Origin of the sequence: Legionella pneumophila subsp. pascullei, from assembly GCF_900637585.1 — a bacterium.
In the GTDB taxonomy this organism is placed as follows: domain Bacteria; phylum Pseudomonadota; class Gammaproteobacteria; order Legionellales; family Legionellaceae; genus Legionella; species Legionella pascullei.
In genome coordinates this window covers 1,837,451-1,850,713 of the sequence record NZ_LR134380.1, presented here as the reverse complement: position 1 = coordinate 1,850,713, position 13,263 = coordinate 1,837,451, and the positions used below count along the sequence as shown (strand labels likewise).

The window sequence follows — 13,263 nt, the reverse complement described above, 5'->3', positions numbered from 1 at the left end:
AGACGGTTAAAAAATTCTTATTTTAAGTGGGCTGGATTATTTTTCAATAAGTTGTCTTTTATTTGGATCTTAGTTCGTATTAAAGGAGTCAATGATGGATGAAGTAAAGAGAAAACATGCCAAACAGAAAATCACCTCTGCCAAAGAGCTTGAAAAGAGATATTTCATAAAAGAGGCGATTACCGAGTATCTAGAAGCAATTGATTTATTTTTACAAATTTCCAATAAAACTCCTGAGGATATTAATGCGATAGTTAATGGTCATTATGATGTAGCGACTCTTTATTTTAATAGAAGAGATTATTTAAGCGCCGGTAGACACTATGAAGCAGCGATAAATCGCCTCATCGAAACTCCTTTAAATGATGACTCTTATCGACAACTAACTGAGTTATATATTGATTTATCTGATGCGTGTTATGAGCTGATGAATCAAGCTGCTGGGGATGAGGCAATGGCTAATGCAATAAAAGCATTTCGATTGATACAAAATAAAACATTTGAAGAACAACAAATTGGGGATCCAGTCTCTAATTTCAAACAATTTCATGCTTTTTATGAAAAAAAACTATCGACAAAGTCTTATTTAAACTCCGCTAAATTTATGAATCATGAATATCTGCTGGGCGAGGGACAAGTTGCAAGGCAACAAGAGCAGGCGCTTTTTGAACAGTTTGAAAATATATCCATTGGTGAAATACAACAAATTGATCGTAGTTTGGAAAATATGCTGTCGCAATTGTCTTTGTCAGCAGAACCCCCAACTTCTAACCCAGTCTCTGGAGTCGAGCAAGTCACTTTTAATCCGGTTTTTGTAAATGTAACACCTAATGATAGCGCTTATCGTGGCATGGCAATGCAAGTTCTAAATTTAGCCAAATCATATATTCAAAATCAAAAAATTTCAGAAGCAATAGCTACCTATCAGCAAGCCATTAAAATTCTGAATACAATCAAATCACCTAAAGAAAGCGATCTGCAAATTGTTCAGGAGCTAACGCAACATATAAAATACTTACAAAATAAGCCCAGCTCTTCGCATGTTCAATTCTCTTCCTCATATGAAGCTCAAACACCTGTATTTGCAACTGCTTCAGGGATGGGATTTTTTAATTACAGACCACAAGAAGCTTTTCAGGTATCCGCTCCGTCTCATACTTTTAATGAAATGGGTGAGGAGTACGATGATGGAAATATGCGTCCATAATTAACTTGCTAGTTGGATGGTGATAATTATTCTTGAGTTCAAACCACAGATAGGCGGAATTTTAGAGTCCTTGCCTTTTGCCCCTATTTTGCAAACAAATACCAAATTAACTTTAACTGATAATTTCTAATGGACAGCGATACCTATAGAAAACACTGCGTCTCGAATATGATTAATTTTTGCAACTTGTGATTGCAATGCAGCAAGAATTTGCGTGACTTATTTGTGTTGCACTCTCTGTTGTATGAATTAATGACTCATGCTTATTTAAATTGGGATGTCGACTAAGCGTGTGCTCTTCCCGCCAAAAAATGTTTATTTAATCAGCAAAACCCATTATTGGGGTAAAGTATAATTTTACCCTCAATAATTTACACTTTGATATTTTTCTTGCAACCTGGCCGTGATAACATCATGCTCGAACAGGATTATCATTAGGGACAGATAGTTATATGAACAAAGGAATGAATGCATTTGTATTCCTGATTGCGGTAATTGCCGGATTTGGTGGATTTTTATTCGGATTTGATTCCAGTGTCATTGCTGATGTGAAAGATCAGGTCATCTCTCAGTTGGGACTAACAGATTGGCAATGGGCACAAGTTGTCAGTAGTAGTTTACTGGGATGCATACTGGGAATACCCATAAGTGGTCTTGTCGCAGATAAGTTAAGCAGGCGATCTTTATTAAAAATAGTCGCTTTGGGTTTTATTCTTGGGAGCTGTTTGTGTGCTTTGGCTCCCGGGTTAGTTTCCATATTACTTGGCCGATTTATCATTGGTATTTGTATAGGTATTGCGTCCTACATTGCTCCTTTATTTATTGCTGAAATCGCGCCCCCCCATCAAAGAGGAACTTTAGTATTGATTAATGGATTAACAATTACGTTTGGCCAGGCTGTCGCTTATTTGATTGGTTATCTTCTTCATGACTATTCATTAATGAGTTGGAGATATTTATTTTGGATAGGGAGCCTGCCTGCACTCGTCTTATTTGCGGGAATGTATTTTGTCCCTCATTCACCCCGCTGGATGATGATTAAATACGGAGCTGATGCTACTTTAAAGACCTTAAAGCAAATTAGACCAGCTGGGTATAATGTTCAACAGGAATTGGCTGAAATAAGTAGTAACATAGTCAATACTGCGCCAGGTTATACCCAGATATTTAAGAAACCAATTATTTTTGTTCTATTGGTGGGTGTAGGTTTAGGCCTGTTCCAGCAATTTTCCGGAATCAATGCCTTGATGTATTATGGGCCAGTTATATTTGAGTCGTTCGGTTTTTTTCCAGTAAAAAATGCAATCCTAGCCACCTTTTTTTTGGGTCTGGTCAATTTTATCTTTACAGTAGTAACTCTTTTTTATGTTGATAAATTAGGAAGAAGATTTTTGTTAATCAGTGGTACTTTGATAGCATCTATTAGCTTATATTTTGTTAGCTTCCTATCCAGCAATTCTATGCTAATCAATAAATTCTCGATTTTAGGCGGATTATCATTTTATGTAATGGGATATTGTATTAGTCTGGGCTCTCTGTTCTGGGTGTTAATATCTGAAATATATCCTTTATCGGTGCGTGGTTTGGCAATGAGTATTGCTACAGTATTTCAATGGGGTGCTAATTTTGTAGTATCACTTTCGTTTCTTCCCATTTATCAATTCTCGGGTCAAGTATTTACCTTTGCCATGTTTGCCAGCTTTTGCTTGCTGGCATGCTGGTTTATTTATTACTTTGTCCCTGAAACCACATCTGTGTCTTTGGAAAAACTGGAAGAAAATTTAAACGCTGGAAAAAAAGTAAGAGATATAGGTCAACCAATATCAAAAAATATAAAAACAAGAAAATTTGATTTAATTATGGACTAATTATGAAAAAGAAAACATGTCGAATTGGGGTAGTAGGGGCAGGAAGAATTGGTAGACTGCATGCGGAAAATATTCTATTTCATTTGCCACAATTCGAATTAGTGGTCATAGCCGACCCTCAGATTGATAAGAATTGGGCTGAGAAGTTAGGGATTGCAATCGTATCTACTCAGTCAGAGGATGTGCTTTGCCACCCTGATTTGGATGCTGTTTTGATCGCCTCTCCATCTCATCTGCATCTCGAACAAATTATTACGGCGAGTCTTCATGGTAAAGCAATTTTTTGTGAAAAACCGATTGGTTTGAATGAAGAGGAGATAGAGAAAACATTAAATATAATCAAAAAAAATAATACTTTATTGCAATTAGGGTTTAATCGTCGATTTGACCCAGGTTTTGCCAATATTCAGAAAAGAGTACGGTTTGGTGAAATTGGTACTCCCCATATTCTTAGAATTACTTCTCGTGATCCGGCTTGTCCATCCAAAGAGTATTGCGCGACATCGGGTGGAATATTCATGGACATGTCTATTCATGATTTTGATATGGCTCGTTTTTTAATGCAATCCGAGGTTGTTGAGGTTTATGCAACAGGGGCGGTTCTAATTAATCCTGATTTTGAACAGTTCGATGACGTAGATACAGCAATAATTCAACTACGGTTCGCTAATGGCGCATTTGGTGTTATAGACAACAGCCGTCAGGCAATCTATGGGTATGATCAAAGGGTAGAAGTATTCGGTTCAGGCGGCATGTTATTGGCTGAAAATCAGTTAGAGCATACGGTATCTCGGTACTCAGCGAATGCAACGGATAGCGCTAAACCTCAATATTTTTTCCTTGAGCGCTATCATCAAGCCTATCTGGCAGAACTGAATGCGTTTTATAGTGCCTGGAATGATAATCAGACAAGTCCCGTTTCAGGATTGGATGGACTACAAGCCTTGCGCATTGCAAAAGCAGCAAAACAATCTTTAGAAACGCATCTCCCTGTGGTATTGAATTGAGGTTGCCATGAAAGAATTTCCCAGATTTTATTTTGATGAGAACAGAGCAGTCGATTTGATTTGTATGGGACGCGTAGCAGTTGATCTCTACGCGGAGCAAACAGGATTGGATTTGAAGGATGTTGCAAGCTTTAAAAAGTATTTGGGGGGGTGTGCAGGAAATATTGCTGTAGGAGCTGCCAGATTAGGATTAAAAAGCCAGATGTTTTCCTGTGTTGGCTCAGATGAACTAGGTAAATTTCTCAAAGAAGAGTTAGAACGTGAGGGAGTTAATATTGAGTTATTATCTGAAACAGATAATCATTTAACTGGTCTTGTACTTTTGGGTATTAAGCCCCCCTCCAATTTTCCTCTGCTTTTTTATCGTAACGATTGCGCAGATATGCAGATTAAATCAGATCAAATTAGTTTTAATGATTTAAAGAATGCAAAGGCTATATTGATAACGGGCACTGGTTTATCCACTGAGTTAATGAAGAGTACCACGCTGGAAGTAGTTCATTTAGCCAGAAAAGCAGAAACGATAATAGTTTTTGATCTCGATTATAGACCCGTACTTTGGGGATTAACTGCGATTGGTAATGGGGAAAATCGTTATTGTCAGAATGAATATGTGAGTCATGTGTATCAACAGGTTTTACCTTTATGCGATTTGATTGTTGGGACTGAAGAGGAAATATGTATTGCAGGCGGTTCGAATGATATTAAAGCCTCATTAATCAATATCAGGCAACGAACCGATGCGCCAATAGTTGTTAAATTAGGAGAGAAGGGCGCCTGTGTTCATTTTGGATCAGATAAAGGACTTTTACGGGCAAAATCTTTTCCTGTTGAAGTATTGAATGTTTTGGGAGCCGGCGATGGTTTTATGTCCGGTCTTTTAGCGGGTTTGCTGCAAGGAAAATCATGGGAGCAAGCAGTAACTTATGCTAATGCTTGTGGTGCCTTGGTCGTAACTCGTCATGGTTGTGCTCCTGCGATTCCATACAAGGAAGAATTGGACTATTTTATTCAAGAATATGATCATGATCCTGGCATATGGAATAGCTCCCGGTTAACACAGCTGCATGAGAAATTAAGTAAAAATCAAAAGACACAGTTGCTTATTAAAAATCCATGTGGATTTGCTGATGGTTTAAATTCGATTGTAAAGATGCAATACTCATCTACCGCAATGAGTTTTAGTTCTCTTAAATTAAACAAGGGGCAAAGCCATCAATTTAACTCAAGTTATGAATTTGCAGCCCTCTTAATGACAGGAAGAGTTGTTTTCCAGTATGGTTCTTATAACCAGGAGGTTGAACGTACAGATTATTTTTCACAATCTCCTTATGTTTTGCACTGCTCAAAGAATGAAGTCAGTTCAGTAATCGCTCTGACTGATTGTGAAATTTTATTAATAGAAACAGAAAATGAAAAGTTATTTTCTCCAATATTATTTGATGCATCCAATATGCTTGAATTAGATAATAGAGGAGAAGGAATCCTTGAGAATACGTCGTATCGACTTGTCAGAACGGTATTTGATAAACGAAACAGACCTGATTCTAATTTGGTGGTTGGGGAAATTATTACGTTTCAAGGCCGTTGGTCAAGTTATCCTTCACATTACCATGAGCAACCAGAAATTTATCATTACAGGTTTTCAGAGCCTCAAGGATATGCTTTTGGGGAAAATGGTAAAGAGGTTATACGGATTGAGCACTATGATACCTATCAAATTGCCAATAGTCAGGAACATGCTCATTGCACAGCCCCGGGTTATGCGCTTTATACGCTTTGGTTTATCCGGCATTTAAATAATAACGCCTATACGACACCTACCTTCACAAGAGAGCATGAATGGACAAGGACAATCAAGGCTAATTTAAGAGCATGGCAACTAAAACAGCAGTAATCCTTATCTGCAGCATGATTTGGAGAGTTCAATAAATGAAAATTAAATTAACTATGGCTCAGGCCTTATTAAGATTTTTAGCTAATCAATATGTCACACTGGACAATAAAGAATACCGTTTCATCAATGGTGTGTTTGGAATATTTGGCCATGGTAATGTAACCGGATTGGGTGAAGCATTGGAATACGATGCTCAGGGTTTAATTTATTATCAGGGACATAATGAGCAAGGAATGGCTCACGCAGCAACCGCCTATGCCAAACAAAAAAACCGGTTAGGGATCATGGCTTGTACTTCGTCAATTGGTCCTGGCGCTACTAATATGATTACTGCAGCGGCGACAGCGACAACCAACAGAATTCCATTGTTATTGTTGCCAGGTGATGTATTCAGTTGCAGGCAACCCGATCCGGTTCTCCAACAGCTGGAGGTTCCATATGATTACACCATATCCGTTAATGATTGCTTTAAACCAGTCAGTAAGTATTGGGACAGAATAACCAGGCCTGAACAGTTAATGACAGCGTGTATGCAGGCTATGAGAGTATTAACTGATCCAGTTGAAACAGGTGCCGTTACATTGTGTTTACCTCAAGATGTACAGTCTGAAGCTTATGAATATGAGGACTCCTTTTTTAAAAAACGCTTATGGCGTATTGAGAGAGAAAGGATTAGCGATGCCATGTTGGCAGTGGCTATTCAACTTCTTAGAAAGGCTAAGCAACCATTAATCATTGCAGGTGGCGGTGTGCATTATTCCCTGGCTTCGGAGACTTTATCAGAGTTTGCATTAAAACATTGTATTCCTGTTGCTGAAACTCAAGCAGGAAAAAGTAGCCTGGCAGCGAAACACCCCATGAATGTTGGCGGCATAGGAGTTACTGGATCCGAAACAGCAAATTCTCTGGCAGCTCAGGCTGACGTTATTTTGGTTATCGGATCTCGATTACAGGATTTTACGACAGCTTCCAAATGGGCTTTTAAAAACCAGGACTGCCAAATCATTCATCTTAATGTATCACGTCTTGATGCCATGAAAATGAATGGAGTTATGTTAAAAGGAGATGCTAAAACTGGTTTGGAGCAATTGGGGAAAGAGCTGGCAGATTATCAAACCTCTCTCTCTTACCAGCAGTTAATACGTCATTATCAAAATGAATGGGCTCAAGAGTTAGATAAATTGACTCAGTCTTATTCTACAGAGCAGGCTGGGTTACACCAAACTACTGTTTTGGGACTGCTCAATCAGTATGTTACTGAAGAGGATGTGATAATTAGTGCAGCGGGGAGTTTGCCAGGTGATTTGCATCGAATTTGGCAATCCAAAAAGGCAAAAGATTATCATTTGGAGTACGCTTATTCCTGTATGGGATATGAGGTTGCAGCGGGTCTAGGAGTACGTATTGCAAAAGAATATCAGGAAGGAGAGGTCTATGTTTTAGTTGGAGATGGCAGTTTTGTCATGATGCATTCAGAGCTTTTAACTGCCATCCAGGAACGCAAGAAAATTACAATTCTCATTTTTGATAACCATGGATTTCAGTGCATTAGAAATTTACAGGAAGGGAATGGTAGTCTTGGTTTTGGTAATGAATTTCGTTATAGGGAGCCAACTACTAATGCTTTAAATGGCGATTATTTACCCATAGATTTTTGTAAGTACGCAGAGGGATTGGGGGCAGCTACTTATTTTGTTAAATCCTATGAGCAATTCCGGACTACATTAGACTCAGCAAAAAAACAGGAAAATAGTACGGTTATTGTTCTTCCTGTATTACCAAAGACCATGAGTCAAGGATATAAGACTTGGTGGCGGGTTGGAGTTGCTGAGGTATCTCAATCAGAATCAGTGAGTAAAGCTTACCAAATGATGCGAGAGCAAATTGAAACAGTTAGACAATATTGAAGATGGAAGTGAAGATGAGTATTCAACTTGGTATCGCACCAATTAATTGGTGCAATGATGATGATCCGAATTTAGGTAAAGACATTAGTTTTGAGCAATGTATTAACGAAATGGCTATGGCAGGCTATTCTGGCACTGAGTTGGGGAATAAATACCCACGCGATGCAAGTACATTAAAAGCTGCTTTGCAGCAACGAGGTTTACAATTATCGAGTTCATGGTTTAGTACTTATTTTACTGAGCCTAATGCCTATGAAAAAACCGTATCAAGATTTATTGAACATTTAAGTTTTATGCGCGCATTGGGCGCATCATTTGTTAATGTTTGTGAATGTGGGCACGCTATTCAAGGCACTGATTTACCAATATTAAGTACCCATATCCCGCGATTTACTGAAGAGCAATGGAGTTTATTGATTCAAGGGCTGCATACATTAGGTCGAATTGCTTACGACTTCAATATGAAGATTGTTTATCATTACCATGCAGGGACTGGTGTATTTTGGGAGAAAGACATTGATTTTTTAATGACTAATACCAGTCCAAAATTGGTTTCTCTATTATTGGATACTGGCCATGCTGCTTTTTCAGGAATAGAGCCGGTTAATTTGATAGATAAGTATGGTGATCGTATTTTGTATGTTCATCTGAAAGATATTCGCACTGAGGTTTTGAGACGAGTTGAAGGGGAAAAACTCAGTTTTATGGATGCTGTAAGAGCTGGAGTATTTACTGTGCCTGGTGATGGGGCAATTGATTTTATACCCATATGGGCAGGGCTTCAAAAACATCATTTTAAAGGGTGGATGATAGTGGAGGCAGAGCAGGATCCGGGAAAAGCTCATCCTTTGGAGTATGCTAAAAAAGCATATGATTATTTGCATTCATTTATTCATTAAATAAGTTTACTATGTTTTTATTGTTATTCTGATATTAAGTTTCAATTGACTATAATCAAGGAGATTATCCATGTCATTGAAGGAGAAATTGATACAATCCACCTTTAGTGCTTTTTTAATTCTTATCGCATCGAATACCGCGATGGCTGAGGATTCGAGTACTGAGAAATGCTATGGCATAGTTAAAAAGGGCATGAATGATTGTTCAACGGCGACATCTGATTGTGCCGGATCTTCTACTAAAGATAACCAAAAGGATGCTTTTATTTTATTGCCTAAAGGGATTTGTGACAAAATTGTTGGCGGCTCATTGGATAAAGGTAAATCATAATTTAATCTATTTTAGGAATTGAAAATGAAAAGGAATTACAGACATTTTATTTTTGCAATATTGGCTGTTTTTGCATTTTCTACTGATATTTATGCAGAACCACAAACCTTGACTTTAGATAATCAACATACTTATGTGTTATGGAAGGTAAAGCATTTAGGCTTTTCAACTCAAGCTGGAAAATGGTATGCCAATGGCCAGCTTGTCCTTGATAAGGATAACCCACAACAGAGCAAAGTGAATGTTACTATCAAGATCGATGACATCGTTACAGGTATACCTGAGCTTGATAAGCATTTGAAAGGTAAATTGTTCTTTGATACCAAACAGTTTCCTTCAGCAACCTTTGTGAGTGATAAGGTGGAGGTAACAGGCAAAAATAAAGCAAAAGTGTATGGAATGCTTACTTTACACGGCGTCACAAAACCTATCATATTGGACGTGGTATTCAATAAAGCAGGAATTAATTTATTAAATGACAGAGAAACAGCTGGGTTTAGCGCCACCACTTCATTAAAACGCTCTGATTACGGAATAAAAGCTTTAATACCAGAAGTAGGGGATGATGTCGAAATAGAAATAGAAGCAGAAGCCTATCTCGATAAAAAATATGGATAATCTATGCAGATAAGGAATACTTCAACCAAGTTTGGCCTGGTTATGATTTTTTTCCATTGGATTATGGCTGTTTTAATTATTGGACTATTGGGAGTCGGTTTATATATGGTGAGGCTCCCTTTTAGTCTTGAGAAATTAAAATTATATGGCTGGCATAAGGAGTACGGATTTCTGGTGTTGTTTTTAGCTTTTTTTAGATTGATTTGGCGTTTGACTAACCAATTACCAGAATTGGCTATTCCCCTGTTAGAGAAAATTACAGCTCGCAGTATGCATTGGGCATTTTATTTTTTCATGTTTGCTATGCCTATCAGTGGATGGCTAATCACCTCAGCCGCCGGATTACCCGCTTCTTTTTTTGGATTATTTGTATTGCCTAACCTTGTGTCTTCAGATGAAAGTAACAGAATTTTATTTCAGTGGATTCATGAATGCTTGGGGTATGCTTTAATTACGGCCATATTCCTGCATACTGCAGCGGCATTAAAACATCATTTTATCAATAGGGATGATATATTACGGAGAATGCTATAATGAATATGTATGTTAAATATTCCCTTTGGGTATTGAGTTTTTTTGTAAGCACATTTATTTACGCGAGTAATCTACCGGAATGGGAAATTGTATCAGCACAAAGTGAGATTACTTTTACTGGTACTCAAAATGGTGCCCCGGTTACAGGACGATTTAAGACATTTACTGGTCAAATTTTTGCAGATCCTTCTAACTACAAAGCGGGCTCAATTCATATTACTATTGATATGAACTCGATTGCAGCGCCTTTTGAGGACATCGTGACAACGTTAGCTTCCCCTGACTGGTTTAATGTCAAAGCATTTCCTAATGCAGAGTTTAAAGCAACGAAATTTAATCAATTAGATGACAAAACCTATGAGGCAGAAGGGATTCTAACAGTACGAGATAAATCAGCCCCAGTGACTCTAAAATTTGTTGTGGAGCAAATTTCCAAAGATCAAGCTTTAGTTGAAGGAGGTTCAACAATCAAACGCAGTACGTTTGGGGTAGGTCAAGGTGAATGGGCGAGTACTGATGAAATACAAGATGAAGTAATCGTTCGCTTTAAAATCAGTGCTACACTGAAAAAATAATGCCAAGGCCAACATGTAATCTATAAATGAAGTAGTCCGATGAAATAAGTTTAATTATTTCACATATAACGGCATTATCTGACACTTTTTTGGTTAATTACTATACTAAAAGTTAATAGTATATTCAATAGTGTGTTAGGAGCCAAAATGCCTATACCTGTATTGGATTTTAGCCAATTTACAAGTAATAATACTGTGCTGAGATCCCCTACAAGCTACACAAACGCAGTATCAAAAGGTACGATTCCAGGGCATCCAGGTATCTGGATTGCCAAGAGATGTACCGATCCTATGATAGCAAGGCACGAGCTTTTAGCCCAAGAATTTTTCAGATTAATAATCCCTCACCAACCAGAAACTCTTCTTGCTAAAGATGAGCCACATAATACTTACTATGTTTATTCTAAAGAGGCAGAAGGATACCATGCTTTGCCAGAGGGTGAGGTGAGTAGCTTTGACAATGGAACTATTACTGGCTTTGGACAAGCCATTCTTGTTTCTGTTTTTTTGCAAGAAGTTGATTTAAAAAATGGCAATATAGGAGTAGATAAAGACAATAGAGTAATTAAGATAGATGGTGATCAATGCCTTGCCTCTATTTTGGGTTTAAATAAGAGATATGATATTACTCCTAAAGTGATTGCTGAATTACCTTCTCCTCATGATTTCTATGCAACGAATTGGCTTGATATGATCCGTAAAGGAGTGCCTACAACCTCTTATGTTTATATGGGCCAAATACATAGCGGTCTTGTGGGGTTTACTTTAACAAATAGCAAATCTTTCAGAGCTGAAGTGAATCAAGCAATGTTAAAAATTTGCCTGCTTCCAGATGAATATATTGAGAAATTTGTGTCTGCTTATATACCCGAGGGACATAAACCCGATAGGAGTGTCTATATTGATTTGATTACAAGTCGCCGGAAACTTTTAAGATTAAGTGCTGTACAAAATGAATCATTTAGAAATTATTTATCAGGACCTGAGGCTCAAGAGGATGCCAAAAGGTTCATGGATCATATAAGAGCCTTTCAGGCTGGGGGGGAGTTTATTCTACCGGATGAGCAGGAACGCAGACAATTATCAATTGATTTTAGTCTAAAAAATTTGAGAGCAGAAGCAATTTCAGCAGCTTTTACTCACTCCAGAGAGAACTTGATAGCAGTAAAAAATGCTGTGGAGCAAGAAGAGTTTGCTGAATACAGGGCACATGAATTAGCATCGGTATTTCACCTCCAAATGGAACTGAAAAAACAAGCTCAGTTACCTGATGCTAGTTTACTGGGAATGATTTCTAGTAGTATTTTAGGTCATACTCAAAATGACTATCAACATTTCCTCAGTCAAAGCGTGAATCCTGTTATGGAAAAATTTTTTACTGCCCTGGTGAAAAATGATTTTGAGCAACTGGAACAGGTTTTGGGGGAATTCCCTAGTGATGAACAATGGTCAGCATTTACTTCACCAGAAGCAATCCGAGCCAGAGAACGTATGAATACGATTAAGCAAGTGGTTGGAGAGAGAAGAGTGATGCTTCATAGTAAAATACTTCCTGCTTTGGAGCAATGTAAAGATGCCCTTGAGAAAAAAAATATACCTGCTGCGTTGCAAGCGCTGAGTGCTCTTCCATCAGATGAAAATATGGAGAGGATGTCAATCAGGACTGACTTAAAAGAACAAATCACTCATATGAAGCAACAGGTAGCAGAAAATTTAAATGCGCTTTCACCACAAAATGTCCCCATAGTAGATGATGATGCCAAAGTAGGAGTGATGCGTGATCCGCTTTTAGTTGAAATAACCAAACAAATCGTGGCGCTTGAAAACGAGCATTGCGAAGATTTGGCTAAATTGGAAATGCATTTCACTACTGCGAATGATTGTTTGGACACAGTCGAGTTTCTAATAAACGAACGCATTAAACAACATGGTGCATCAGAAGAGCCTCTTGATTTGTCCAATTTGGAAGAATTGAAAAGTCGATTACAGAAAATTAAAAAGACGGATGAAAACGCTTTAAATGCTTATCCAAAAGAGAACGCAGAAATAGCAGAAATAGAAACCCAACTCAGTCAAGCACTACCTCAAGCAAGTAATAATACAAATCCCGCAAAAAGAACAATTAAGTCTGACTACGATGTAGATAGTGAAAATAAAGTGACAAAAATTGGAGAGGACAGACCAGGTTTTAAACCAGACTAGTTCAACGGTTTAGTTTCATATCAATTTAGGTTTCAAAAATCCTTCCATGATATTTAATCAGGATTAAAACACATATTGGTAATATGAACTGTTAAACAGACAGTACCAAACTATTAAACAGTTGTATGCAGATTTTTCTTTTGAAAATATAGAGTTTTGGTCAGAGGATAAGTACAATTAGTATTTTTATCGTTGATGCAAAATAGATACGTGTCATA

At 37.7% G+C, this 13,263-nt stretch carries 11 protein-coding genes; all 11 read left to right on the top strand.

All coding sequences use genetic code 11. The features are described 5' to 3' along the window. Positions 1 to 91 precede the first annotated feature (91 nt). The 11 genes from EL201_RS08490 to EL201_RS08440 all read left to right on the top strand — a co-directional run bounded on the left by EL201_RS08490 (position 92) and on the right by EL201_RS08440 (position 13,045). Positions 92 to 1,207: a tetratricopeptide repeat protein gene (locus EL201_RS08490; protein WP_080272972.1), complete on the top strand. Its 1,116-nt coding sequence runs from the start codon at positions 92 to 94 to the stop codon at positions 1,205 to 1,207. A gap of 452 nt (positions 1,208 to 1,659) precedes the next feature. Continuing rightward, entirely contained in the window at positions 1,660 to 3,075 is a 1,416-nt protein-coding gene (locus EL201_RS08485) for a sugar porter family MFS transporter (protein ID WP_027221840.1), read from the top strand. Positions 3,076 to 3,077: 2 nt separating this feature from the next. Beyond that, entirely contained in the window at positions 3,078 to 4,082 is a 1,005-nt protein-coding gene (gene iolG, locus EL201_RS08480) for an inositol 2-dehydrogenase (protein ID WP_027221839.1), read from the top strand. Between the two features lie 7 nt (positions 4,083 to 4,089). Further along, entirely contained in the window at positions 4,090 to 5,979 is a 1,890-nt protein-coding gene (iolC, locus tag EL201_RS08475; protein ID WP_027221838.1) for a 5-dehydro-2-deoxygluconokinase, read from the top strand. Between the two features lie 35 nt (positions 5,980 to 6,014). Further along, positions 6,015 to 7,886 carry a 3D-(3,5/4)-trihydroxycyclohexane-1,2-dione acylhydrolase (decyclizing) gene (gene iolD / locus EL201_RS08470; RefSeq protein WP_027221837.1) on the top strand — a complete coding sequence of 624 codons (1,872 nt, stop codon included), beginning with the start codon at positions 6,015 to 6,017 and terminating at the stop codon, positions 7,884 to 7,886. 2 nt (positions 7,887 to 7,888) lie between these two features. Continuing rightward, entirely contained in the window at positions 7,889 to 8,785 is an 897-nt protein-coding gene (gene iolE, locus EL201_RS08465) for a myo-inosose-2 dehydratase (protein ID WP_027221836.1), read from the top strand. Positions 8,786 to 8,855: 70 nt separating this feature from the next. Beyond that, positions 8,856 to 9,116 (top strand): BufA1 family periplasmic bufferin-type metallophore, encoded by a 261-nt coding sequence (locus tag EL201_RS08460; protein ID WP_027221835.1) that lies wholly within the window; start codon positions 8,856 to 8,858, stop codon positions 9,114 to 9,116. Positions 9,117 to 9,140: 24 nt separating this feature from the next. Continuing rightward, positions 9,141 to 9,734: a YceI family protein gene (locus EL201_RS08455; protein ID WP_027221834.1), complete on the top strand. Its 594-nt coding sequence runs from the start codon at positions 9,141 to 9,143 to the stop codon at positions 9,732 to 9,734. A 3-nt stretch (positions 9,735 to 9,737) separates the two neighbouring features. After that, positions 9,738 to 10,268: a cytochrome b gene (locus EL201_RS08450; protein ID WP_027221833.1), complete on the top strand. Its 531-nt coding sequence runs from the start codon at positions 9,738 to 9,740 to the stop codon at positions 10,266 to 10,268. Continuing rightward, a complete protein-coding gene (locus EL201_RS08445; RefSeq protein WP_027221832.1) occupies positions 10,268 to 10,843 on the top strand; it encodes a YceI family protein in 576 nt (191 codons plus the stop codon). The genes EL201_RS08450 and EL201_RS08445 overlap by 1 nt, the downstream gene beginning before the upstream one ends. Before the next feature lie 147 nt (positions 10,844 to 10,990). Further along, the gene (locus EL201_RS08440; protein ID WP_027221831.1) at positions 10,991 to 13,045 is read left to right on the top strand and encodes a SidE phosphodiesterase domain-containing protein; all 2,055 of its coding nucleotides are present in this window, start codon (positions 10,991 to 10,993) and stop codon (positions 13,043 to 13,045) included. The last annotated feature ends 218 nt before the right edge of the window (positions 13,046 to 13,263 follow it).